This is a genomic window from Paenirhodobacter sp. YD-8 (assembly GCF_056590935.1).
Map to the genome: position 1 here is coordinate 2130222 of NZ_CM152649.1, position 24713 is coordinate 2154934.

The following is a 24713-nucleotide window of genomic DNA, read 5'->3' on the forward strand; positions in this document are numbered from 1 at the left end:
GTCAGCCCCCCTTCACACCGGGGAAGATCCGCCCTTTGCGCATCCCCAATATGCCGCCGCCGATCGCCAGAAGGTTCAGCACGCCGACCGCGGTGAGGGCCGCCGCCACATGCAGCCTTGCGACGCCAGCAGACATCGCCAGATTGAGCGCCAGCACGCCAAGAAGAAACAGCGTGATGCGCCCCCATCGCAGCGCCGCGAGCACCGGGCGCAGCAGCCCATGCCGCGCTTCGGCCAGCCAGAGCACCTGCGCGGCACCGATCGTCAGCGAGAGCGCGAACACCACGGCATAGCCAAGATCGAGGCCGCGAGCCTGATAGACGAGCGCCCCCGCGACGAGGGTGAGCGGCATCCGCACTGCCACGAGGAGCGACAGCCTGCCGGCGCTGCCATAGGCCTGCACGGCCCAGAAGAACGGCGCCGAGACGCTGGTGAAGAAGGTGCCAAGCGCGAGCCAGAGCAATGCAGCAATGAGCTCGGGCGAGGAAGTGCCCAGCCAGAACCGGTAGATCAGCCCCGCGTGAACCGCGAGCGCGATCATCCCCGGTCCGATCAGGACGAGCTGACCGACCAGCGCGTCTCGCAGCAATTGCGTCGTTGCGGTGCCATCGCCGCGTGCGGCAAGTCCGGCAAGACCCGGCAACAGCGCGCGCAGCGCCTCGCCCACCGCCTGACTGACGACCATGGGCAGGCGCGAGGCCAGGGTGAAATTGCCGAGCGCCGTTGCGCCTGCCAGGCCGACAATGCTCATCTGAAACAGCGGCTGCAGCGCGTTTTGCACCATCGCCAGAGGGCCGAAACCGCGCACCAGATCGCGCAGATCCGCGATCGGAGCCGGCGCCACCCGCACCCGGTCCTTTGCGGTCAGCGCGCGGGCGAAAAGGAAATCGGCCAACGCGGCGCAGGCCTGGGCGAAAGCGAAGGACAGGATCGGCGCGAGCGGCAGCAGAAAATAGAACGCGAGGGCAAGCACGCTTTGCACGATCACGCGCAGGATGGATTTGACGTTGAACCAGTATTGTTCATGCTGCCCGAGCCGGATCGAGATCGTCCAGTTCGCGCAAAGCTGCAGCAGACCGGCCAGCACCGTGACCCCGATCGCCGCTCCCTCTGCCCCGGCCAGCGGATAGCTTGCCACACTGGCGAGCGCGACCAGACCGATGGCGAGCGCCGCGAGAGCCAGCAGGCGGCGCAGCAGCGGCAGCGCCGCGGCGACGGTCTCCTTCCCGATCCGGTAGGTCAGCGCATTGGTCACCCCCATGTCGAAGATCAGGACCGTCATCAGGGTCGCGTTGACGCTCGCCCATTGCCCCACCAGCTGCAGCCCCCCCAGCCGGGAAAACACCCCGAGGAGCAGAAAGTTCATCCCGGCATTCAGCAAGAACGCCGCCATGATCACGACACGCGAGCGTCGGATGTTGCGCTGCGTTGCCGAGAAATGATCCGTCATCAGGGGGCGACCTCACCGAAACATGCCATTCTGAAGCCAATCAGCACAATGCGACGGAAGGCCGTAATCCGGCGCGAGAAATCCACGGCGCTTTCGCCAGGATGCCGCTTTTGCGCAGAATGCCGGCCGCAAACGGACGATGGGCGACGCTCCCGGCAGGGGTGTTTGCAATGCCAGGAGGAGAGTGTGACATCCTGCACCTATTTTGCCGACATGTAGCCGTGAGCAAGCAGCCAGTCGCCATAGAGGAGCTCGATATTCGATCTGACCAAAGGCGCGTCCATGGGATCACCTTGAGGCCGCACATGACCCGGATGAAGCATCGTCTTCTTGTCGACGAACATCAGTCGATGCTTCAGATCTTGGACAACCCGTTCCGGAAGAAAACGCCGCAAAAGTCTCCCGGCGTGGAAACTCCTGCTGAGACTTTGCACGGCGATTGAAATCCTGATCTTGATGCCGGACATGAAGGCCTCCCGGTTCTTGTCCCCGAGCCTGCCCGCTTCCATGACCGCCAGCTGTGCGATGTCGGGTCGATAGGAGACTTCAAGAAATTCCGAGACTCTCTTGAAAATGACTGGAATTCGATCCTCGACATCCTCGTAGCGCAGAACAACGGTTTGCGATCCGTGCTCAGAAAATTCCGCTGTCTTGATATGATCGGAGATCGCACTCATCACCTGATCCTCGGAAAATCCCCAAACCCGGATCATTGATTCAGCGATCTGACGCAGGTCCCGGATCGTGTATATCTCCATGACCCTTTCGGGGCAGGACAGGACATTCGGATCGAATGGGTCGTGCGTCTTCAGAAGAAAGGTTTCCTCGCGCAGAGCTGCCGCCTCAACCTCGGCGCGCCCCGTCTCAAAGCCTTCGGCTTTCCAAAACCCCAGGCTCTTCACGCCCACGCTCTGCTCAAGATAAAGGCGCACGAGATTATACACGAAGGTGGATCCAGATCGCGGCATGCCATTGCAGATAATCAACATTTTGGATTGCCCTTTTCTATTCTTCAATCGCGACCTCGCGCCCCGCACCGACGTTGCGAGACGCGGCTCTTCGGGTGCATGCCGCGTCAGGCATGGTCGCGCAGGAAGGTCTCGTAGGTCGAGGCGATCCCGTCCTCCAGGCTGCGCACGCGGTTCCATCCCATCGCATGCAGCCGCGAGCTGTCCATCAGCTTGCGCGGCGTGCCGTCGGGCTTCGTGCTGTCGAAGACCAGCGCCGCCTTGTAGCCGACGACACGGGCAATGGTCTCGGCCAGCTCCCGGATCGAGACCTCGACCCCCGAGCCGACATTCACATGCTCGTAGCCCGAATAGCCCTTGAGCAGGAACACGAGCGCATCGGCCAGATCGTCCGCATGGAGGAACTCCCGCAACGGCGTGCCCGAGCCCCAGACGACGACCTCGGGCGCGCCGCTCTGCTTGGCCTCGTGGAACTTGCGCAGAAGCGCCGGCAGCACATGGCTGGAATTCAGGTCGTAATTGTCGCCCGGCCCGTAAAGGTTGGTCGGCATCGCCGAGATCCAGTCGCGCCCGTATTGCCTGCGATAGGCCTGCGTGAGCTTGATGCCGGCGATCTTGGCGATCGCATACCATTCGTTGGTGGGCTCGAGCGGCCCGGTGAGCAGGCTGTCCTCGAGGATCGGCTGCGGGGCCATCTTCGGATAGATGCAGGAGGAGCCGAGGAACAGGAAGCGCTCCACATCCGCGGCATGCGCGGCATGGATGATGTTCGCCTCGATCATCAGGTTGTCGTAGAGGAAATCGACCGGACGGGTGTTGTTGGCAAGAATGCCGCCAACCTTGGCGGCGGCCATGACGATCGCATCGGGGCGGGTCCGGGCCATCCAGGCGTGAACCGCCGCCTGATCGATCAGGTCGAGCACGTCACGCCCGGCGGTGATGACCTCGCACCCCTCGCTGGCTAGGCGGCGCACCACCGCGCCGCCGACCATGCCGCGGTGTCCGGCCACCCAGACCCGCTTGCCGCTCAGTTCATATCCCATGGCCTGTCATCTCCCTGCCTGTCGTCCCCGGGGCCGCATCTCAAATGAAAGGAACGTAGTCCTTGCCCGGGCAATACCTCTGCTGCTGCTTCGGCCTTTCGGCGATCCGGCGCGCCGGCATGCCCGCATAGACCCCCCAGGGCGCCGTCGACCGGGTCACCACCGCACCGCCCGCCACGACGCAGCCTTCCGCCACGCGAACCCCCGGCAGGACGATGACCCGCGGTCCGATCCAGACCCAGTCACCGATCTCGACCGGCTCGAACACGGCGGTGAACTGTGGGTCGCGGAAGTCATGCTCTGCCGTCCAGATCATCGCCTCGGAGGAGATATTGACGTTCCGGCCGATCCGCAGCCCGGCACGCCCGTCGAGCTCGCAGCGATGCCCGACCGACGTCCCGCTGCCGATCTCGATCCCCTTCGGCCTGCGCAGATGTGCGCCGCCATAGATCACCGCGCCCGGCGCGAGCTTCATGCCGAACACGCGCCGATAGAGAAGCCGCCGCAGGCGCTGCGAGGGCAGATGCCCGACCAGGGCCAGCGCAAGCAGCTGCAATCCATAGAGATGGCGCCGACACACGGCCCTCACGCGGCTCGCCTCCGTGGCCCGCGCGACAAAGCGAGGCTTCGGCGCAGGCCGATCCGCTCGTCGATGACATGTGCCATGCCGCGGATCCCGCGTCCGTGGGGCTGCCCCATTGCGCGCCGAACGGTCACCGTCACCCCTCCACACTCACCGGCAATTCCAGCCCGTGCGCGCGCAGCAATGCGTTGCGGCGTGCGGCCTTGAGATCCTCGCTCACCATCTCGGCGCACATTTCCTGTGCCGTGATCTCGGGTCCCCAGCCCAGTTTCTGTTTCGCCTTCGACGGATCGCCCAGCAGCGTCTCGACCTCGGCGGGGCGGAAATACCGCGGGTCGATCCGCATCACCACATCGCCCGGCTTCAGCGCCGGGGCCATGTCGCGCTCGATCGCAGCCACCGTGGCGATCTCGTCGACGCCGGTGCCGCTGAACTCCAGCGTCAGGCCCAGCTCCCGCGCCGTCCAGGTGATGAATTCGCGCACCGAATATTGCACCCCGGTCGCGATGACGAAATCTTCCGGCGCCTCCTGCTGCAGCATCATCCACTGCATGCGGACGTAATCCTTCGCGTGGCCCCAGTCGCGCAGCGAGTCGATGTTGCCCATGTAAAGACAGGGTTCGAGCCCCATCGCGATATTGGCAAGCCCGCGGGTGATCTTGCGGGTGACGAAGGTCTCGCCACGGCGCGGGCTCTCGTGGTTGAACAGGATGCCGTTGCAGGCGTAGATGCCATAGGCCTCGCGGTAGTTCACCGTGATCCAGTAGGCGTACATCTTCGCCACCGCATAGGGGCTGCGCGGATAGAAGGGCGTGGTCTCGCGCTGCGGGATTTCCTGCACCAGACCGAACAGCTCCGAGGTCGAGGCCTGGTAGAAGCGGGTCTTCTGCTCCAGCCCGAGAAAGCGGATCGCCTCGAGCAGGCGCAGCGTGCCGATGGCATCGACATCGGCGGTGTATTCGGGCGCCTCGAAGCTCACCGCCACGTGGCTCTGCGCCCCGAGGTTGTAGACCTCGTCGGGCTCGATGTCGCGCAGCAGCCGGGTGAGGTTCGAACTGTCGGACAGATCGCCGTAATGCAGCTTGAAGCGGGCATGGCCCGAATGGGCATCCTCATAGATATGGTCGACCCGCTGGGTATTGAACAGCGAGGCGCGGCGCTTGATGCCATGCACCTCATATCCCTTGGCAAGCAGAAACTCGGCCAGGTACGAGCCATCCTGCCCGGTGACCCCCGTGATCAATGCCTTCTTCATGATGTGCACTCCTGTCCGGTTAGTTTGCCCGGCTGTCCATGATCAATTTTTCATATTCGGAGAAAATCTGTGCCCGGTTCATGTGCTGGCGAATGAACGCCCGGCCCGCCTGCCCCATCGCCCATTGCCGGGCCGGATCTTCCAGCAGGGAGGTGACGTCTTCATATAACCGCTCGTCATCGCCCGGAGACACGCAAAGCCCCGCCCCGGATTTCGCCGCAAGATCGTCCAGCGGGCTGTCCGCCTGGGCGATGCACACGAAGGGCCGCCCCGCCGCCATGATCGAAAACAGCTTCGACGGCAGCGCATAATTGGCGACATTCATCGCCTGCGGCACGAGATGGATATTTGCCGCCTGCAGCGTCGCCGTCAGGTCCGCCGCGGGCACGAGTGGCAGGAAGGCGACGTTCCCGATCCCGCGCGCCGCCACCTCCTGCGCGATCCTGTCCCGTTCGGACCCGTTGCCGCGCAACACGATGTCGACCTTGACCGCGGAGCGGGAAAGCCGCTCCATCAGCGGAAGCAACTGGTCGATATTCTGTTTCTTGCCGAAATTCCCGGAATAGGTGATCACCTTCGGCGCGCCCGGATCGATCGGGGTTTCCGGCCCGACGCTCCCCCAGATCGACAGCACCTCGATCGGGCGCCGGCAGCCGATGTCGCGCAACTCCCTGGCCATGCCGTCGGTCAGGACAATGACGGTCTGCGAGAAATTGAGACCGATCCGTTCGATCAGGCGCAGGAGGCGTGGCATCATCCCGCCCCGGGTGATGCCCAGCGAGCTGGCCAGCCCGCTTTCGATATCGTGCACCACGGCGATGATCTTCGCGCCGGTGAACAGCCGGACGATCTTCGCCCCATAGAGCGTCAGCACACTTGGCACATAGGCGACGATCGTCTCTGTGCCGCGAAACTTCTGCCGCAGCCCGGCGCTGATCATGTAGCGCAAAAACCGCAGATCGTTGCGAATGCGTTCCCTGAAGCCGCCCGATCCGCGCGCCGAGACGGCGACCCGTTCGATCGCGACGCCCTCGTGGGTCTCGTGATCGCGCTGCCCCTCCGCCCAGGCCGCAAAGGGCGCGATATCGGGATAGTGCGGGCGGAAGGCGACCGTGCGCACCTCATGGCCCTGCGCGGCAAGATGAAATGCCAGTTCGCTGCAATAGGGGGCCGAGCCGATTTCCTCAGGCCAGAAATAGGGGGAGAGATACAGGATTCGCGTCATGAGGAAGTCCATGGCCTGGACCGGCCGGAAACAGGTGACGTCATCACAGGAATTCCCCCCCGCCTTGCGCCAGCCAGTCGCGCAGCCCGCCCTCGAGCCGGTCCGCCGTCGGCATCCCCGCGCGTTCCGCCCAGCCCGGCAGGATGTTGGTCGAGACCATCAGCTTTTCGATCCGGTCCGGATGGATGCCAAGGCCCGCCGCCGACATCGGCCGCAGCAGCGCCGCGGCCGATTTGAGGGCCGCCGCCGGCACCATGAAGGTGCGCGCCTGCGGAAAGGCGACCTCGCGGAAGGTGTCCACGATCTCCTCGATCGTGTAGCGATTGGAAAACGCCCCGTTCAACAGCACCAGAGGCTCCTCCACTGCCGCGGCATGCAGCATCCACGACAGCAGATCCCCGACGTAGATGCAGGACTTGATTGTGTCCCGACGCCCCGGATAGAGGAAAACCCCCTTCTTCAGCATCCGCGCCAGACGGGTGAAGTTGCCGCCCTCGCCCAGCCCGAAAACCACGGCGGGACGCACGATCACGAGGTGACGGTCCGCCTCGTCGCGCAGCCAGTCGCGATGGATGATCTCGGCCATCGCCTTCGAACGCCCGTAGTCGGATACCGGCGACAGCGCGCTGTCCTCGTTGCGCGGCTCCTCTCCCGGTCCGTAAACCGAAATCGAGCTGGTGAAGACGATCCTGCGGCTCCGGTGACGTCGTGCAAAGGACGCGATTTCCAGGGCGCCGCGCACATTGGTGTCATAATACTCCCAGGGCTGATGCCCCGGGGTGGTATGAACCGCGGCGAGATTGAAGATCCGGGACACGGACTGGCCAAGATCAACTCCGGACAGGTGCCGCACATCCGCGCGCCGATACTCGACGCCGGAAACCGGGCGCTCCGGCTCCCGGATGTCATAGCTGATGATGCGATGAAATCCGTCGGCGCGCAGCCGCTGCAGCAGGTGCGTTCCGATGAACCCGGAGCCTCCGAACACGACGGTCAGCTCGTCCACCGGATTCCCCGGAATACGGGAGGTCGTGGTGGCGTTCATCTCATTTCCACAAGGCGGATAGTCATCGAAATATAGAACCTCAAATTGCCTGAATGATTTGGCGCTTCGGAGCGTGAGCGACAAAATCCCGCGGAAATGCGCATGAACCAATCACGGCTTCAGAAAACCGCGGAACCCCTCTGAGGAGACGGTAGTCTGAGCAAATCGCCGCGTGGGCCTGGCCACGTTGGCTGATCTTCGATTTCATTCTCCAATTTCAGTACAGAAATTTCGCCTCGGACACTGCCGGGATTCATCGCCCCGCAGCACAATACTCAACATCGAACACGATAACTTTGTCTATGAGGCTCATGCTAGGCTACGGGTGCAGGAGCGTCAATCGCATCGCTCCCGGATCGGATCGAGCATCAATCAATTCGCATAATTTGCACGCAAATCACGCTGAAAACATATGCTTTCGCGCAATCGACATACGAATGAAAAATATTCATAATAAAAGTGCATTCATTTTGCCGCGATTTTCCGCCACCTGCTCGGGAGAGGAAATAATCCCTTGCAACAGAAGACGTCCGGCTTTGGCTCTGCGCGTCGAAAGACGGGGCGGATGACGATTTATCTCGTCCGATCGCGGGGCATGGGATGAGGTGCGGCGTCCCGTCATCGCCGCACCTTACCACGGCCCCGAGGAACCAGCGCATCATCTGCCGCCCGAAGGGGCAGGAAACCCCGGTCGGCGAGATGCGCTGGCTGCATCTTCATTCAAGCGCGAAGACATGGAGGCCCGAGGCCGTGGTGCCGGTCGCCAGGATCCGGGACACGCCGAGCGGCACGATCATGTAGGCGGTGACAGGGACGGTGCGGGTCTTCCCCGAGGCGGTGACAAGGGCGACATTGCCGCCGGCGCTGGCATAGAAGGCAATACCCGTCACCGCGAGATCGGTGGTGTCGCTCGGCGTGACCGGCACGAGGTCGAGCGCCGGTCCGGAAAGCGGCATGGCGCGGTTCTTGAAGGGGGTCGACATGGGAAACTCCTCTGTGGCTCGGATCGGGTGATCCGGAAGCGGTCTTAAGTCGTTTCGGTTTCGGGGGAGTTGTGGCAGCGCACGCCCGCCGGCCGCTGCGGCCGCCCCGTCGCGGGCAAGCTCACCCCGGGGGAATATTTCCCCATAATCACGACCATTTTTGACGTGATTATTCCATTGCAAACACGACAAAGATTGTCGTAATTTCATGGGCAGGCGGAGGGGGCCGGACCGGCCCGGTCTTCCGGGCTCGTTCCGGCCTGACGCAGCCTTCCCTTCCGGCGCCGCAAGACCTCGGCGTCCCCTTGAAACCGGCGGAGTATCGAAGATGTCCAGACAGCGTCCCCTCGACGATGGCCCCCACCCGCGGACCGCGCCCCGCCAAGGCCGGTCCCCGCTTTCCCGGCGCGGACGGAAGGGGGGGCACGATGCGTGATTTCCCCCTCGACCGGATCGACCGGAAGATCCTCGACCAGTTGATGCGCGACACCACATTGCCCGTCGCGCAGCTTGGCGAACGCGTCGGCCTGTCCCAGACGCCCTGCTGGAAGCGCGTGCAGAAGCTCGAGGCGGCCGGGATCATCACCGGCCGCGTGGCCCTCGTCGATCCCGAGAAGATCGGCCTCGGCCTCACCGTCTTCGTCGAGATCGAGGCCTCGGACCACAGCCCCGAATGGCGCAGCCGGTTTCGCGACACGATCCCGAAATTCGACGCGATCGTCGAGGTCTACCGGATGGCCGGCGACATCGACTACCAGCTCAAGGTGATCGTGCCGAGCATGGCCGATTACGACCGCTTCTATCTGGAGTTCACCCGCGCCCTGCCGTGCCGGAACGTGACCTCGAAATTCGCGATGGAGACCGTGCAGTCGACGACGGCGCTGCCGATCGACACCGTGACCCCCTGAGCCTTCGTCGCCGCTTCCGGCGGGAGAAGATCCTTCTCGAAACCGGCAGAAGTTTGGAATCGCAATACACGATTAACTTGGTAGTCTTTATGGGAAAGGAGATCCGAAATGATCAGAACGCTTCTCGTTCCGGGCCTTGACGGCTCCCCTGCCCCGCATTGGCAGCACTGGTGGGCGGCCACCGATCCGACGGCGATGATCGTCGAGCAGCACTCGTGGTCCGCGCCGATGCCCGAGGCCTGGTTCACCGAGATCGCGGCGGCGACGCTGATCCACCCCGGCGCGGTTCTGGTCGGCCATTCGCTCGGCGCCATCGCCATCGCCAACCTGCTGTCCAGCTGGCCGCAGGTGAAGGTTGCCGGTGCGCTGCTCGTTGCCCCCGCCGATCCGTCGAGATGCGCGCGCATCGCGCATTTCGGCACCGTCGCGCAGCATCCTCTCGGCACCAAGGTGCTGGTCGCGGCCAGCCGCAACGATCCGTGGATGGAGCAGACCCAGGCCCGCGCCCTCGCCCGCAGCTGGGGCGCCGAGTTCGTCGACATGGGTGATGCCGGGCATATCAACGTCGAGTCCGGTCATGGCCCCTGGGCCGAGGGCAAGGCCCTGCGCGACATGCTCTGGCCGCCGCTCGGCCGTCTGCCGCCGGCGCAGCGCGCCCCGGTCCTCGCCGCGCAGGAGGCCCGCCGATGATCTCGCCAGCCTCGCGTTTCACGCCGCGCCCCTCGCCGCGGACCGTCGTCTTCGTCCTGTGCTACCTCGGGCTTTTTGCCCTCGGCATGAAGTGGTGATCCAGCCAGAAGGAGTTTTCGCATGTATTTCTGTTGTGCCCATGATCCGGGACTTCTCCTCTTCACCCAAGGCGAGCCGCAGGAGGCCCGCCTCTCGGCGCCGATGCACGCCGCGCTGGCGATGGCGGTCGCAGCCGCGCTGCTCGCGCTTGCCTGTTTCGCCGGGGCCGCGTGATGGACGGCGGGGCGGGCTCCGGCATGTTCGGGCGGCCGCAGATCCTGGTGATCGGCGGCGGGGCGAGCGGCGTTCTGATGGCGGCGCAGCTGCTGCGCCGGGCCGATGTGCAGATCGAGGTCACGCTCCTCGAGCGCGCCGGGCGGCCCGGCCGCGGCATCGCCTATGACACCGACGATCCCGACCATCTGCTGAACACGCGGGTGGCGCAGATGAGCGCCTTTCCCGACGCGCCCGCCGATTTCGAGCGCTGGCTGCAGACCGAGGGGCGGCGGGTCTCGGGTGCGGATTTCGTCGATCGCGGCACCTATGGCCGCTACCTCGAAAGCCTGCTTGCCCCCTGGCGCCGCGGACCCGACGCGCGGCGGCTGACCTCGGTGCAGGCCGAATGCCTGCGACTGAGCGAGACCGCCGAGGGCGTCAGCGCCACGCTTGAAGATGGCCACGTCCTGCGGGCGGATTGCGCCATTCTGGCGACGGGGCATGCGGTGCCCGCGGCCCCGCCCCGTCCGCTGCGCGGAGCGTGGGATTTCACCCCGCCCGATGATCCGATGGCGACCGTGGCGATCATCGGCACCGGGCTGAGCATGGTCGACCATGTCGCCACGCTCCTGCGCGGCGGACACCGCGGCCCGATCTATTGCCTGTCGCGACGCGGCCTGCTGCCGCAAGCGCATGCCACGACGCCCTCCTCCCCCTGTTTCCCTCCGCAGATCCCCCTCGGCGCCCCGGTCAGCCAGACGCTGCACTGGTTGCGCGGCCTCGTGCGCCTGGCCGAGGCGCAGGGCGGAAGCTGGCGCGATGCGGTCGATGCCATCCGGCCCCGGGTCGCGCAGATCTGGCAGAGCTGGCCGCAGGCCGAGCGCGCGCGCTTCCTGCGCCATGCCGCCTCCTGGTGGGAGGTGCACCGCCACCGCATGCCGCCCGCCTCGGCCGAACGCATCTTCCGCGCCACTGCCAGCGGCCAACTGCGGATCCTGCGCGGCAGCTTCGTCGCGGCGACCGAGCAACCGGACCGGCGGATCGTCCTGGCGATCGCGCCGCGGCGGGGCGACAGCCCGGATCGGCTGATCGCCGACCACGTGATCGACTGCCGCGGCATCCGGCGCGACCCGGCCCGGCACGCGGCCCCGGTGATCCGCGACCTTCTGGCGCGCGGCGCGGCGCGGCTCGATCCGCTCGGCCTCGGGCTCGACACGACGACCGCGGCGCGGGTGATCGACACGCAGGGCACGGTGTCGGAACGGGTCTTCGCCATCGGTCCGGCCGCGCGCGGCGCACTGTGGGAGATCACTGCGATCCCCGACATCCGTGAACAGACCAGTGCCCTCGCGCGGGCCTGCTGCACGCCGTCAGAAACCGCGCTGGCCGCGGGGGAGTGAGCTTCTCCCGACGCCGCCCGCGACGCGTGGTTTCACCTCTTTCACCGCCAATCTTTGGAATGGAGCGACAGGCTCGGACAGTATACATTTAAATCACGATGGATTTAATCGTGTAGGAGTCGAAATGAGCGAGATCATTGGCTTTGCGGGGAGTCTCAGCACCCCCTCCCGCACCAGGGCGCTGGTGGATCTGGCGGCGCGGCACAGCGCCGTTCACGCCGGGCGGGCAAGCGCCGTCATCGACCTGACGGATCTCGGGCCCAGCCTCGGCACCGCGCGCCACCTCGACGACCTCGCCCCCGAGGCCCGCAGCGCGGTCGACCGTCTGATCGGCGCCGACGCGCTCGTGGTCGGCAGCCCGGTCTTCAAGGGCAGCTATACCGGCCTCTTCAAGCACCTCTTCGACCTGATCGAGCCGGAAGCGTTGCGCGGCAAGCCGGTGCTGCTGACCGCGACCGGCGGCGGCCAGCGCCACGCGCTGGTCATCGAGCATCAGCTGCGCCCGCTCTTCGGCTTCTTCGAGGCGGCGGTCGTCGCCACCGGGGTCTATGCCGCGGCGGCAGAATTCACCGACGGGGTGCCGACCGCCCCGGCGCTGATCGCGCGGCTTGACGCCGCGGCGGCCCAGCTTGCCGCCGCGATCGACACCGCCGCCCGCCGCGCCGCCGCGCTTTCCGCCCACGCCGCCTGATCCGGCAGCCCTCCCCCGCGCCTTCCCGTTCCCGCCCCCGCACCCGCCGAACCGCCCGGTCCGGCCGCGGCGGAGCCATGCCCGTCGCCCCCAGCAGAAAGGAGACCCCGCCCATGACCCAGCACAAGACCATCCCGCCCGGAACCCCGGTCCTCGAGATCCTGCCGCTCACGCCGGTTATCGGCACCGAGATCCGCGGTCTCCGTCTGTCGGGGGACCTGCCCGCCGCCGTGATCGCCGAGCTCAAGACGCTGATCGCGCGCCACAAGGTCGTGTTCTTCCGCAATCAGGAGCATCTCGACGAGGCCGCCCAGCACGCCTTTGCGCAACGGCTGGGCGACCTCCACCCGCATCCGACCCCGTGCGGCACCGACGCGGCCTCGGCCCTGCGCGAGGTCGACTTCGTGCAGGGCGGGCGCGCCGATCAGTGGCACACCGACGTGAGCTTCGTGCCCGCCTATCCGAAATATTCGGTGCTGCGCGGCGTGGTGATCCCGGCCACCGGCGGCGACACGATCTGGGCAAACACCGCCGCCGCCTACAACGCCCTGCCGCCGGCGCTGAAGCGCCTCGCCGAGGCCCTGCGGGCGGTGCACAGCAATGTCTGCGACCATGCCGCGCAGCGGCCGGAGGCGACCGGCGCCGAAGCGGCGCATTCCGCCGCGCGCTTTGTCGCGACGACCGTCCAGACCGAGCACCCGGTGGTGCGCGTGCATCCGGAGACCGGCGAGAAGACCCTTCTTCTGGGCAGCTTCGTGCAGCGGATCTCGGGCCTGTCGCGCGCCGATACCCGGCAGTTCCATGACCTCTTCCAGGGCTTCATCACCGCGCCCGAGAACACCGTGCGCTGGCGCTGGCAGGCCGGCGACGTGGCGATCTGGGACAACCGTGCAACCCAGCATCTCGCCCTCGACGACTACGGCACGGCGCCGCGCGTCATGCGCCGGGTCACCGTCGACGGTGACATTCCCATCGGCGTCGACGGCCGCAAGAGCACCGCGATCGCCTGACCCCATCCAGACAGAACAGGAAACAGACCCATGACCCAGCAAAACAAACCCCGCCAGATCAGGCTTGGCGCCTTCCTTCCCGGCGGCGGCCAGCACGTTGCCGCCTGGCGCCACCCCGACCATCCGGCCGATGGCGCCACCAGCTTCGAGGTCCACAAGGCGCTGGCCCAGACCGCCGAGCGCGGGCTCTTCGACGCCTATTTCCTCGCCGACGGGCTCGCCGTTTCCTTTGCCGGCGGCACCGAGGGCGGCAATGCCAAGGTTGCGGGGTTCGAGCCGGTGACGCTGTTCTCGGCGCTTGCGCCGCTGACCCGTCACCTCGGTTTCATCGCCACCGCCTCGACCACCTATGAAGAGCCCTACACCACCGCGCGCAAGTTCGCCTCGCTCGACCTGATCTCGGGCGGGCGTGCGGGCTGGAACGTGGTGACCACCGCGACCGAGGCCGCGGCGCAGAACTTCAACCTCGATCAGCAGCTTCCGCACGCGACGCGCTACCGCCGCGCACAGGAGCATGTCGAGGTGGTGAAGAAGCTGTGGGAAAGCTTCGAGGATGACGCCTTCCTGCGCGACAAGGAGAGCGGCGTGTTCTTCGACCCGGCCAAGGTGCACCCTGCCGATCACGTGGGCGAGCATTTCAAGGTGAAGGGGCCGCTCAACGTGCCGCGCTCGCCGCAGGGCCATCCGGTCATCGTGCAGGCCGGCCAGTCCGACGACGGCCGCGCGCTGGCCGCGGCGACCGCCGAGGTGATCTTCACCGCGCATCAGCACCTCGAGACCGCGCAGGAGTTCTACCGCGACATCAAGGCCCGCGCGGCGGCGAACGGGCGCAACCCCGATCACGTCCTGATCATGCCCGGCGTCTCGCCCTTCGTCGGCCGCACCGAGGCGGAGGCGCGCGAGAAATACGAGCGCCTGACCTCCTACATCCTCGAGGAGGACGGCATCACGCTGCTGAACGGTCTGACCGGCGGCACGCTCGACCTGCGCGGCTATGACCTTGACGGCCCGCTGCCGCCCGCCCCGCCGACCGAGGGGATGAAGTCGCGCCAGGCGCTGATCCGGCAGATTGCCGACGAGAACGGCTTCACCATCCGCCAGCTCTATCAATGGGTGGCCTCGGCGCGCGGGCATTACACCGTCATCGGCACCGCCGAACAGATCGCCGACACGCTGCAGGAATGGTTCGAGAGCGAGGCGGCCGACGGCTTCAACATCCTGCCACCGTGGTTCCCGACCGCCCTCGACGATTTCGTCGAGCTGGTGATCCCCGAGTTGCAGCGCCGCGGCCTGTTCCGCACCGCCTACGAGGGCACGACGCTGCGCGAGAACCTCGGCCTGCCCTTCCCCACGCATCGCCACGCGGTCAGCCTCGGCGCCGCGCAGGCGGCCGAATGAGCGGAGGACGGCGATGACCTATGACCTCACCGAAACCGACTCCGGCCCGCGCCGCCCGGGATGGGGGGCGCGCACGGGGCTCTGGCAGGGGCTGCGGCCCCGCCTCGGCCGGGCCGCGGCCGATTACGGGCTCCTGCTCGCCTTCTTCGCGGGATGGCAGATCGCCAGCACCGCGGGCTGGCTGAACCCGGCGGTGTTCCCGCCGCTCGACCGGGTCGCGCGCGCGCTCTGGACCGGGATCGGCTCGGGCGCGCTTCTCGACGACATCGCGATCTCGCTGCAGCGCGCCGGGATCGCCTTCGGCGCGGCGGTGGCCCTCGGCATCCCGCTCGGGCTCTTCATGGGGCAGATCCGCGCGGTCGAGCGCGCGCTCGATCCGATCCTGCAGCTGTTCCGGCAGACCTCGGCGCTCGCGCTCTACCCGGTCTTCATCCTCCTGCTCGGGCTGGGCGAGACCTCGAAGGTCTTCGTGATCTTCTGGGCGACGCTGTTCCCGATCCTGCTCGCCACCACCGGCGGGGTGAAGCAGGTCGACGCGCGGCTGATCGAGATGGCGCGCAGCTTCGGTGCCACGCGCACGACGATCTTCCGCAGGGTGATCCTGCCCGCCTCGGTGCCGCCGATCTTCGTCGGCCTGCGGCTGTCGGCGACCACCGCGCTGCTTCTGCTGATCGCTGCCGAGATGATCGGCGCCAACAAGGGCATCGGCTTTCAGGTGATGAACGCCCAGTACAACTTCCAGATCCCGCTGATGTTCGCCGCGATCTTCCTTCTGGCCGCGCTCGGCCTTGCCGCGAACGGCCTGCTGGTCGTGCTGCAGCGCCGGCTGTGCCGTTGGACCGCCCCCGAACTCTGACCCCTTCCCCCATACCAGGACCGGACATCACATGACCCACGCTTTCAAACCCCTGATCGGCGCCGCCTTTGCGCTGATCGCCCTCGCCGGCGCTGGCCGCGCCGAAGAGGTCACGCTGCGCTACCTTGCCAATCACGGCAGCGTCGCGGCGCATGAACTCGCCCGGGAACTCGGCTATTTCGACGGCACCGGCGTCGCGGTCGAGACCACCGGCTTCGTCAGCGGCGGCCCCGAGTCGCTCTTCGCCCTCGCCTCGGGCAGTGTCGACATCGGCTCGGCCGCGACCTCGGCGGTGATCAACGCGATCGCCAGCGGCAATGACTTCGTCGCCGCCTATCCGAGCAACGGCATCAATGACGCGGTGCAGTCGAAATTCGAGGTGCTCGCGGACAGCCCGATCCACGAGATCAGCGATCTGGTCGGCAAGACGATCGCGGTGAACACGCTCGGCGCCCATCTCGACTATACCGTGCGCGAGGCACTGCATGCCGCGGGCCTGCCCGAAAACGCGGTGAACCTCGTCGTCGTGCCCGGCCCGCAGCTCGAGCAGGTCCTGCGCTCGGGCCAGGTCGACGTCTCGGCCTTCGGCTACTGGCAGACCACCTTCGAGGGCGCGGCCCGGGCCCATGGCGGTCTGCGCACCGTCTTCGATGACACCGACGTTCTGGGCGAGATCGCCGGCGGCTTCGTCGTGCTGCGCCGGGACTGGGTGACGGCGCATCCCGAGGCGGCGCAGGTCTTCGTGCGGCAATCGGCGCGCGCGCTGGATTACGCCCGCGAACACCCCGAGGAGACCCGCAAGGCCATCGCCCGGATCCTCGCGGCGCGTGGCGAGAACCCCGAGGTGGCGCAGTACTTCGCCGGCTTCGGCGTGCGTCCGGGCGGGCTCGCGGTGGATCGCGACGTGCAGTTCTGGATCGATGTCCTCGTCCGCGAGGGCAAGCTCGCCAAGGGCCAGCTCGCCGCATCGGACGTGCTGCTGGTGTCGGGCGACAGCCCGGTGTCGAACTGAGGGGAGCCGGCGCATGTCGATCTATCCCCAGACGATCCGCGGCGAGGTCACGATCCGTGACCTTTCCAAGTCCTTCCAGCTGCACGGCGGCCCGCTGCGGGTGCTGAAGAACCTCGATCTCGACATCGCCGCCGGCGAAAGCCTTGCCATCGTCGGGGCGAGCGGGTCGGGCAAGACCACGCTGCTGCGCATCCTCGCCGGGCTCGAGGAGCCCGACCGCGGCGCGGTGCTGATCGACGGCGCCCCGGTCCACGGTCTGGGCAAGGAGCGCGCGGTGATCTTTCAGGAGCCGCGGCTGCTGCCCTGGCTGACCGTTCTCGGCAATGTCGCCTTCGGGCTCGAGGTGCAGGGCACGCCCCGCCCCGAGGCCGAGAGCCAGGCTCGCCACTACCTGCGCCTTGTCGGCCTGTCCGAGTTCGAGACCGCCTGGCCGCACCAGCTCTCGGGCGGCATGGCGCAGCGCGTCGGCATTGCCCGGGCGCTGACGGTGCAGCCCGAGATCCTGCTGCTCGACGAGCCTCTCGGTGCGCTTGACGCGATGACCAAGATGACGATGCAGCAGGAGCTGTGCCGGATCTGGGCCGAGGAAGGGGTGACCATGGTGCTGGTGACCCATGATCTCGAGGAGGCGATCTTCCTGGCCGACCGCGTCCTCGTGCTGTCGAAGGACAAGGGCACCCCGCCGCGGCTGATCGACATCGACCTGCCGCGGCCGCGCGACCGCAGCACACCGCGCTTCGTGCGCTTCCGCCAGCAGCTGATGGCCGAGTTCGGGCTGCACTGACCGCGGCGGCGCGGGGCGGGCCCCTCCCGCCCCGCGCGTCAGTCCGAAATCCGCCGCACCTCGAAGCGCAGCCGCGCCGCACAGGCCGCAAGGCCCGCCTGCGCCAGGATCGTCTGCGTCGTGGCGTCGCCCGCGTCCATGCCGATATCGACGCGCAGCGTGGCTGCCGCCTGGCGTGGCGAGACCAGATTGGCCTGATAGTCGATCTTGGCCTTCAGCGCCGCCGCGCCCGGCACCCGCACCCGGCCGATGTAATTGCACGGGCCGATCTGCGTCCAGCGGATCCCCGAGGCGCCGATCGACAGGCGTTCCGGGTCGAAGGCACCGCCCCAGGCGATGGCGCGCGGCGCCAGCGAGGGCGCCATCATCGGGCCGAGCAGCGCGCGCATCTCCTGCGGGCAGTCCTCCTGGCTGTCCTCGACCAGGGCGGGTTGCCAGGTGCCATCGAGCGGCGTCATCGGGCAGGCGCCGATCGCCGGGTCGATCGCGGTGCGGGCCGGCGCCGCCGCGTCCGGCTGCGGCCCCGCGGCGGCGGGCGCGGCGTTTCCGGGCACCGCGGACGCCGCGCCGCGCAGCAACAGCTCGCGGTCGGGCTGGCAGATGCCGTCTCCCCCCATCTCGAGGTCGAGGCGCTGCGGCGTCGCCGGGCTCCAGCTCAGCGCGCCGTCAAGCTCAAGCAGCACCGCCTCGGGGCCGTCTTCGGGCGCGGCAACGCCGATCTTCGCCGCCACCTGTTCGGGCGTCAGCCCGCTTGGCGCACAGCTGCAGCCACCGGGCGCACAGCGCACCAGCGTGACGCCCTGCTCGGCCCGAAGCGCACCGGGCAAGAGCAGCGCAAGCAGCAGGAGCGGATAACGGATCATGGCTGCACCCATTCGACGGGGAAGGAGATGGTCCAGTTGCACGGCCCGCCCTCGGTGCGGGCGGTGACCCTCCAGGTCATCCGGAACCGCCGCGGATCGAGCAGGTCCAGCTGGCCGACGGACTGCAGCGCACCGCCCTCGTCCGCGACCTCGGCGGTGCCGATGCTCTGGCGCGGCGAGATCTGGCGGAAGGCATGGGGCGAATACTCCGGGTCCGGCGCGGCCGCCATCGCCGCGGCCTGATAGCGCGCGCCGTCGAACACCCCGCCCCAGGTGATCCGCATCGTATGCCGGGGCTGACTGGCGAGGCGGGAGGTGAACATCGCCGTGCCGAGACCGCATTGCACGCTTTCGACCGTCACCGGCCCCTCGCGCCAGATCCCGTCCTCGGGCACCATCTCGTCGAACATCTCAAGCTCGCATTTGCCGTCGCCGCCCATCACGGTGTCGATCTCGTCGGGGCTCAGCAGGCTCCAGGCAAGGGTGCCATTGGCCTCGACCAGCGTCGCGCCGAGGCCCGGCGGCGGCGCGATGCCGGCGGTCAGCGCCGCCTCGGCGGCATCGACCGCGGCAAGCCGGCAGCGGCAGCCCCCCGCGTCACAGCTGGCAATCGTCACCTTGTCGGCGGCACGGGCGGCCGGGGCGAACAGCAGGGTCAAGGCCAGCGTCAGGAGCGGCAGGCCGGAAGAACGGGGTCGGTTCACGGGTCTCACTCCTGCTTGAACAGCGCGTCGAGGACCTCGGCGGCGCTGCGTCCGCCAAGGTCGATGGCCTTGCCGCGCAGCCGCTCGGGAAGCGTCGCGTCGGGGCCGGCCGGGCTTGCGGCAGCATCGACCGGAATCACGAAGCGCTGCCCGGCCGCCCCGGTCACGGTGATGCGCGCGGCAAAGACGGTGTCGCCCCCCTCGCCGCGGACATCATAGACGCCGGGCAGGAACTCGGCCGCGACCGGGCCGGTGACCGCCTCCGGCAGCGCCCAGGCCTCGGGCGGCACGTCCTGACCCGGGGCGGGCACGGCGGACCAGGAGATGGCGATGGCGTGACCACCGGTGGCGGGCTCGAGCTGCAGCGTGACGGCGGGTTCGGCCGCGGCCGTCATCGCCGATTTGAGCCCCGAGACGCAGCACGCGCCCGGCACCGGCCCGGGCGCGCTGTCCTTGAGATAGCAGGCGCCGAGCCCGCCATCCTGCGGCCGCACGAAGGTCCAGGCGGCGCAAGGATCATCGGCCGCGCAGACCGCGGCGCAATCGGACCACACCGCCCCCGGCGCATCGAAGCCGAAGGAGGCATAATCCCCGCCCGGCATGTCGATTGCGTCCTGCGCGCCCCAGAGTGGCGCCGCGGTCGTTCCGACCGCGCGCAACGCACTCGACGACAGGCCGATCCCGCCCAGGTCGGGCACCTCGCCGGCGATCCGCTGGCAGCCGCCGAGGAAATAGATGTCCTGGCACAGCTCCCATTCGCCCACCACCCGCGCGCTCCGGGCCCAGTCGTTCAGGCTTTGCCCGTCGGGGCGCAGGACGCGGGTGAAATCGGCGGTGTCACGGTCGAGGAAATAGCTCTCGCCCGTGAACCCGGGTTCGGCGAACAGCATCACGCCCGGCACCGCGGGCGCGGCCGGCGCGGGCGCCGGCGCCGGGGCCACCACGGTCTCGGCCAGCGCCGCACCGAGGCTTGCGGCGTCATGCGCCTCGAGATAGCGCCCGCCGGTGGCCTCGGCGAGGCAGGCGACCTCGGCCCCCTCGGCGGCGCTCAGGCCGAATCCCACCACATGCGCGGTGAAATTGGCGCCGGCCGCCTCGAGCGCGGCGCCAAGCGCACAGGGATCGCCACCGCAGGTTTCAAGCCCGTCGGTCACCAGCACGACATTGGCCGCGGTCTCGGTATAGCGCAGCGTTTCGGCGGCGCGCAGGACCGCGTCCGACAGCGGCGTCTTGCCAAGGAACCGCATCGACCCGACCGCGGCCGAGACCTCGGACCCGCTGCCCACGCGCGGCGCCACCAGCGTTTCGATATCGCTGCAGTCGCCCTTGCTCCGGTGGCCATAGGCGATCAGCCCGAGCGCCTGCCCGGCCGGCAGTTCGGCCACCACCCGCGCCACCGCCTCGCGCGCGATCTCGAGCTTCGGCCGCCCGTCGATCTGCCCCCACATCGAACCCGAGCCATCCATCACGATGATCGTGCGCGCCGGCTCCTCGGCCAGCGCCGCGGAAACCACGGATCCGAGGCCGAGCGCCCCCACCAAACCCCCCCTGATGATCCAAGCCCTCACCGCAGATCTCCCAAGCAACGCGACACTGGTCCCGTGCTAGGGACTTCACGGGGCGCGCGCATACGCCATTTGGTGTATGATCTTGCGATCCGAGCCAGCGACGAGTGTGTCATGCCGAATCCCGCCGATACCCCCGCCGAGCCCCCCGCCGACAGCGCCCCGATCGATGCGAGCACCGACCTCGACATCATCTCGAACACCTTCCGCGCGATCCTCGACCAGGACGCCTTCGAGGCGATGATCGCGAGCTGGCAGGCCAAACTCGACCGGATCGGCGATGACACCCACGCGGCGGCGCAGATCGCACTGCCGCTGCTCGCGCAGCTGGCGCTGGCGCAGCGCACGCTCGAGGCGCTCGATCTGCCGGTGGTCGACGATCCGCTGGTGCGTGCGGTGCAGGACGTGCCGGGACCGGCGCTGGTGCTCTCGCCCGAGGGCCGGATCGCCACGATCAACACCGAGGGCGTGCGGCTGATGGCGGCGCGACAGGGCGCGTTCCTCGACCCCGATTGCATCGACCCGCGCTCGGCCGCCGATTTCCGCGCGCTGCTGCGGGCGGCGAATGCGCGCGCCAATCACGCCCAGGCGATCTTGCGGCTTCTGCCGCAGGCGCAGGAGGGCCCGCCCGTGCCGATCCTGTGCGAGGCCTATTTCCTGCCCGCGCCGCAGGACAAGGCCTTTCTGGTGATCCGCTCGCTCGAGATCGAATGGAGCCCGCGCGCGGCCGAGATGCTGTCGCAGGCCTTTGGCCTGTCGTCGGCGGAACTCGAGGTCGCGCGCCTCTATTTCGCCCTGCGCGATGTGGCTGCGGTGGCCGCGGCGCGCGGCGTCTCGCTGCTGACCGCGCGCACCCAGCTCAAGGCGGTGATGGCCAAGGCCGAAACCCCCTCGCAGGTCGATCTGATGCGGCTTCTGGCGATGACGGCAAGCCGCGCGCTGAACGACCAGCGCAGTCAGAGCGCCGCCTGGCGCGATCCGCTCGGGCGCGAGCAGCAGATGACGCTGCCGGACGGGCGGGTGATCGCCTGGACCTGGATGGGCGATCCCGAGGGCCGGCCGGCGGTGCTGCTGCGCGGCTTTCCGATGTGCTACCTGCTGCCCCCGGAAAGCGAGGAGCGGCTGCGCCAGGCCGGCATCAAGGTCTATGCGCTCTCCCGCCCCGGCTACGGCAATTCGAGCCTCGACCCGGCGCTGAGCCCGCTAGACGACAATCTCGCGGCGCTGCGCGCCTTCCTTGACGCGGTGATCGAGGGCCCCTGTCTCGGCATCGGGCTGTCGAACGGGCTCGTGCCGCTTCTGGCCGAGGCGAGGGCCAATCCGGGGCGGTTCCACGGGCTGCTTGCGGTGGGCTATACCGGGGCGCTCGACCGCAGCGGGATCAAGCGCTTGCAGCCGGCGCAGCAGGCGATGATGCGGCTTGCGGGGATCCTGCCCTGGCTGGTCGAAATGATGGCGAAACAGGCCTTCCGGATGATCCGCCAGCACGGCGTCGACTGGTATCTCGAGCGCGCCTATCGCACCCGCCCGCGCGACATCGCCACCTATGCCGAGCCGAACCTGACGCCCTTCATCCGCAACGCCTGCGCCCATATGCTGGCACAGGGGCCGGGCACCTTCGTGCGCGACCTGCATCTGGCGCGAGCCGATGTCGATCGCGCGATCGAGGCGCTTGAAGTGCCCCTCGTCTGGCTGGCCCCGACCGAGGACGGGGTCTTCGACGCGGTGCAATTCGCCCGGCTGCACAGCCGCAATCCGCATGCCCGGCTGGTGCCGGTCGAACAGGCGGGCGAGCTGCTTCTCTATCAGCGGACCGGGATCGTGCTCGAGCAGATCGAGGCCCTGTGCAGCCCCCGCCTGCCGGGCTGAGGGGGGCAACCGGGCCTCATGACGACAGGCCTTGCGATGGTCGCGACTTGAGTCCGGCGCTCCGTCCGCCGGGACCGTGTCCATGGTCTGGCGGGCCTGGATCTGTGGCGAAAGGCCAAAAGCGCCGGGCTGTCACCGATCCGCCCCCCGGGATGCCCGGGAGATGCAGCCAGCCCCCATTTGTTGCTCGACATCCAAAGGCCGCTCTGACGCAGAATTATATTGCGTATAATCCGTGTATTGGGTTTCCGCCTGATATCCAGAATACCGTTCTGCCGACATCGAAGACCCGTCTTTCGACATCGTTTCTCCGAGCCGGGCCGGAAATGTCTGGGATCGAGCCATGGGAACGCCACTGGTCCGAGGCCCATGGCGAGGTCCGCGATGGAAAGCTTCTTCTCATCGCTGAAGACCGAACGGACGGCACGCAAGGTTTACCGCACCCGCGATGCCGCCCGCGCCGACGTGTTCAATTATATCGAGCGCGTCTACAATCCGTGGCGGCGCCATTCCGAACCCGGCGATCTAAGCCCTATGGCATTCGAGCCCCGAGCTATGCAAACTTAACCTAGGTCCACCAAACCGGCAGCAGCCCAGCTCGGCCTGTGCAAGTCTGCTCTCTGGGCAACATGCAGAAATTGTCGCCAATATTTCACGCGGCTCTGAGAGTGAGGCTTTCGCAGCTATGCGCCGTCATCGCGAGACGATTTTCGAAGCTATGCAAGGCGCTGGCCTGCCGCCCTGGCCTACGTTTTGTCGCACAGCCTGACTGTGTCGGGCTGTGCGACTTACGTTCAGCCGACCACGTTGAACTCCGGCCCGTAGGGATAGCCGGTGATGTTCTCGTTGCCATCATCGGTAATGATCAGGATGTCGTGCTCACGATAGCCGCCCGCGCCAGGTTGGCCCTCCGGTATCGTCAGCATCGGCTCCATGCTGATCACCATTCCGGGCTCCAGCACTGTGTCGATATCTTCACGCAGTTCAAGACCTGCCTCCCGACCGTAGTAATGCGACAGCACGCCGAAGGAGTGACCATATCCGAAGGTGCGGTATTGCAGCAGATCACGCTCGGCAAAGAAGGCATTGATCTTATCCGTGACCTCCGCACAGCTGACCCCCGGCTTTAAGAGGCTCATCCCGTATTCGTGGGCATCCACATTTGCCTCCCAAACCAGCCGGGACGCTTCATCGACCTCGCCCACGAACAAGGTGCGCTCAAGTGCGGTGTAGTAGCCCGAAATCATCGGGAAGGCATTCAGAGAAAGGATATCTCCTCGCTGCAACTGTCGTGCGGTGACCGGATTATGCGCGCCATCCGTGTTGATGCCGGATTGGAACCAGACCCAAGTGTCGCGGTACTCAGCCCGCGGAAAGCGCTTGGCAATTTCCAGTTCCATTGCGTCGCGCCCGGCCATCGCCACGTCGATCTCGCGTGCGCCTTCCCGGATCGCCTCCCGGATCGCGTACCCTCCGACGTCCGCCACGTTGGCTCCATGTCGGATCATCACCAGTTCGGCTTCGGATTTGTGCATCCGCTGATGCATCGTGGCAGGGGCAATGTCCCTGGTCGCGGAAGGCTTCAGGAATTCGTCCAGCAACGCCTTTTGCGCCAGGGAGATGTGGTCGCCCTCATAGCCGATCACCTGACCGGTGCCGGTGACGCTGAGGATAGCGCGCCAGTAGTTGTTCCTCTGCCAGTCGGTGTAGGTGATGTTGTCGCCGTGACAGCGTCGCCATGGCTGCGCCGCGTCGATGCCTGCACTGATCGTGACGCTGTCAGTCTGGGTCACGACAAGGCCGTAAGGTCGGCCGAACGAGCAGTAGAGGAAACCCGAATAGTAGGCGATGTTGTGCATGGAGGTGAAAACGCAGGCTTCTACCCCCGCCTCCGTCATGCGGGTCCGCAGACCTGCCAGACGCTGATCATATTCGGCGGCCTCAAATGGCAAGACGCGGTTGCCTTGGTGGAAACGGTAGAATTCGGGACGGTCCATCGGAACATTCCTTCTCGAAGCGTGTCGCTGGAAGGAGAGCCCTCCCCTCCCGCGATAACGGAAAAGCAAGACCCCGGCGTTCAGGATGGGTGACAGGGCGCGCGATACCCGCGCTGGCGACGCCATCGCCTGCCCTGTGCCGATCATTGCCGTAAACAA

At 67.2% G+C, this 24713-nt stretch carries 23 protein-coding genes and 1 pseudogene; 12 read left to right on the top strand and 12 right to left on the bottom strand.

From position 1 onward, the window contains the following. Position 1: 1 nt before the first annotated feature. The 8 genes from AC0QTQ_RS10315 to AC0QTQ_RS10350 all read right to left on the bottom strand — a co-directional run bounded on the left by AC0QTQ_RS10315 (position 2) and on the right by AC0QTQ_RS10350 (position 8552). A complete protein-coding gene (locus AC0QTQ_RS10315) occupies positions 2-1366 on the bottom strand; it encodes a polysaccharide biosynthesis protein (protein ID WP_480256493.1) in 1365 nt (454 codons plus the stop codon). A gap of 284 nt (positions 1367-1650) precedes the next feature. Further along, positions 1651-2394, bottom strand: a complete 744-nt coding sequence (locus tag AC0QTQ_RS10320) for a hypothetical protein (RefSeq protein WP_480256494.1) — start codon at positions 2392-2394, stop codon at positions 1651-1653. A 131-nt stretch (positions 2395-2525) separates the two neighbouring features. Beyond that, positions 2526-3461 carry a GDP-L-fucose synthase gene (fcl, locus tag AC0QTQ_RS10325; protein WP_480256495.1) on the bottom strand — a complete coding sequence of 312 codons (936 nt, stop codon included), beginning with the start codon at positions 3459-3461 and terminating at the stop codon, positions 2526-2528. Between the two features lie 40 nt (positions 3462-3501). Next, positions 3502-4050, bottom strand: a complete 549-nt coding sequence (locus AC0QTQ_RS10330) for an acyltransferase (protein ID WP_480256496.1) — start codon at positions 4048-4050, stop codon at positions 3502-3504. Positions 4051-4180: 130 nt separating this feature from the next. Beyond that, entirely contained in the window at positions 4181-5299 is a 1119-nt protein-coding gene (gene gmd, locus AC0QTQ_RS10335) for a GDP-mannose 4,6-dehydratase (RefSeq protein ID WP_480256497.1), read from the bottom strand. Positions 5300-5318: 19 nt separating this feature from the next. Continuing rightward, positions 5319-6524, bottom strand: a complete 1206-nt coding sequence (locus tag AC0QTQ_RS10340; protein WP_480256498.1) for a glycosyltransferase family 4 protein — start codon at positions 6522-6524, stop codon at positions 5319-5321. 43 nt (positions 6525-6567) lie between these two features. Next, the gene (locus tag AC0QTQ_RS10345; RefSeq protein WP_480256499.1) at positions 6568-7569 is read right to left on the bottom strand and encodes an NAD-dependent epimerase/dehydratase family protein; all 1002 of its coding nucleotides are present in this window, start codon (positions 7567-7569) and stop codon (positions 6568-6570) included. Between the two features lie 716 nt (positions 7570-8285). After that, on the bottom strand, positions 8286-8552 hold the full coding sequence (locus AC0QTQ_RS10350) for a spike base protein, RCAP_Rcc01079 family (protein ID WP_480256500.1): 267 nt from the start codon (positions 8550-8552) through the stop codon (positions 8286-8288). A gap of 428 nt (positions 8553-8980) precedes the next feature. Between AC0QTQ_RS10350 and AC0QTQ_RS10355 the strand changes: the two genes are divergently transcribed. The 10 genes from AC0QTQ_RS10355 to AC0QTQ_RS10400 all read left to right on the top strand — a co-directional run bounded on the left by AC0QTQ_RS10355 (position 8981) and on the right by AC0QTQ_RS10400 (position 17556). Next, the gene (locus tag AC0QTQ_RS10355; RefSeq protein WP_121534962.1) at positions 8981-9460 is read left to right on the top strand and encodes an Lrp/AsnC family transcriptional regulator; all 480 of its coding nucleotides are present in this window, start codon (positions 8981-8983) and stop codon (positions 9458-9460) included. Between the two features lie 108 nt (positions 9461-9568). Continuing rightward, positions 9569-10150: an RBBP9/YdeN family alpha/beta hydrolase gene (locus AC0QTQ_RS10360; protein WP_480256501.1), complete on the top strand. Its 582-nt coding sequence runs from the start codon at positions 9569-9571 to the stop codon at positions 10148-10150. Positions 10151-10270: 120 nt separating this feature from the next. Further along, the gene (locus AC0QTQ_RS10365) at positions 10271-10423 is read left to right on the top strand and encodes a hypothetical protein (protein WP_480256502.1); all 153 of its coding nucleotides are present in this window, start codon (positions 10271-10273) and stop codon (positions 10421-10423) included. Then, positions 10423-11805, top strand: a complete 1383-nt coding sequence (locus AC0QTQ_RS10370) for an FAD/NAD(P)-binding protein (RefSeq protein ID WP_480256503.1) — start codon at positions 10423-10425, stop codon at positions 11803-11805. The genes AC0QTQ_RS10365 and AC0QTQ_RS10370 overlap by 1 nt, the downstream gene beginning before the upstream one ends. Positions 11806-11929: 124 nt before the next feature. Beyond that, positions 11930-12496 (top strand): FMN reductase, encoded by a 567-nt coding sequence (msuE, locus tag AC0QTQ_RS10375; protein ID WP_480256504.1) that lies wholly within the window; start codon positions 11930-11932, stop codon positions 12494-12496. A 113-nt stretch (positions 12497-12609) separates the two neighbouring features. Continuing rightward, on the top strand, positions 12610-13506 hold the full coding sequence (locus tag AC0QTQ_RS10380) for a TauD/TfdA dioxygenase family protein (protein ID WP_480256505.1): 897 nt from the start codon (positions 12610-12612) through the stop codon (positions 13504-13506). Positions 13507-13536: 30 nt separating this feature from the next. Beyond that, the gene (locus AC0QTQ_RS10385; RefSeq protein ID WP_480256506.1) at positions 13537-14904 is read left to right on the top strand and encodes an LLM class flavin-dependent oxidoreductase; all 1368 of its coding nucleotides are present in this window, start codon (positions 13537-13539) and stop codon (positions 14902-14904) included. Positions 14905-14917: 13 nt separating this feature from the next. Next, entirely contained in the window at positions 14918-15760 is an 843-nt protein-coding gene (locus tag AC0QTQ_RS10390; protein ID WP_480256507.1) for an ABC transporter permease, read from the top strand. A gap of 31 nt (positions 15761-15791) precedes the next feature. Further along, positions 15792-16772, top strand: coding sequence for an ABC transporter substrate-binding protein (locus tag AC0QTQ_RS10395; RefSeq protein WP_480256508.1), 981 nt, complete (start codon positions 15792-15794; stop codon positions 16770-16772). Positions 16773-16785: 13 nt separating this feature from the next. After that, on the top strand, positions 16786-17556 hold the full coding sequence (locus AC0QTQ_RS10400; RefSeq protein WP_480256509.1) for an ABC transporter ATP-binding protein: 771 nt from the start codon (positions 16786-16788) through the stop codon (positions 17554-17556). A 38-nt stretch (positions 17557-17594) separates the two neighbouring features. Here the strand turns inward: AC0QTQ_RS10400 and AC0QTQ_RS10405 are convergent, their stop codons facing one another. Genes AC0QTQ_RS10405 through AC0QTQ_RS10415 form a run of 3 tightly spaced genes read right to left on the bottom strand, consistent with a single transcriptional unit; the run spans position 17595 to position 20661 of the window. Next, complete coding sequence (locus AC0QTQ_RS10405; protein ID WP_480256510.1) at positions 17595-18419, bottom strand: hypothetical protein; 825 nt, start codon at positions 18417-18419, stop codon at positions 17595-17597. Beyond that, entirely contained in the window at positions 18416-19123 is a 708-nt protein-coding gene (locus AC0QTQ_RS10410; RefSeq protein ID WP_480256511.1) for a hypothetical protein, read from the bottom strand. Before AC0QTQ_RS10410 ends, AC0QTQ_RS10405 begins: the two co-directional genes overlap by 4 nt. Positions 19124-19128: 5 nt before the next feature. Continuing rightward, positions 19129-20661: a PAN domain-containing protein gene (locus AC0QTQ_RS10415; protein ID WP_480256512.1), complete on the bottom strand. Its 1533-nt coding sequence runs from the start codon at positions 20659-20661 to the stop codon at positions 19129-19131. 141 nt (positions 20662-20802) lie between these two features. Between AC0QTQ_RS10415 and AC0QTQ_RS10420 the strand changes: the two genes are divergently transcribed. Both AC0QTQ_RS10420 and AC0QTQ_RS10425 read left to right on the top strand, forming a co-directional pair. Then, a complete protein-coding gene (locus AC0QTQ_RS10420; protein ID WP_480256513.1) occupies positions 20803-22557 on the top strand; it encodes a bifunctional helix-turn-helix transcriptional regulator/alpha/beta hydrolase in 1755 nt (584 codons plus the stop codon). A gap of 378 nt (positions 22558-22935) precedes the next feature. After that, a pseudogene (locus AC0QTQ_RS10425) lies at positions 22936-23124 on the top strand (IS3 family transposase); the annotation flags it as partial. A 227-nt stretch (positions 23125-23351) separates the two neighbouring features. Here AC0QTQ_RS10425 and AC0QTQ_RS10430 read toward each other — a convergent pair. After that, entirely contained in the window at positions 23352-24554 is a 1203-nt protein-coding gene (locus AC0QTQ_RS10430; RefSeq protein ID WP_480256514.1) for a M24 family metallopeptidase, read from the bottom strand. Between the last annotated feature and the right edge of the window lie 159 nt (positions 24555-24713).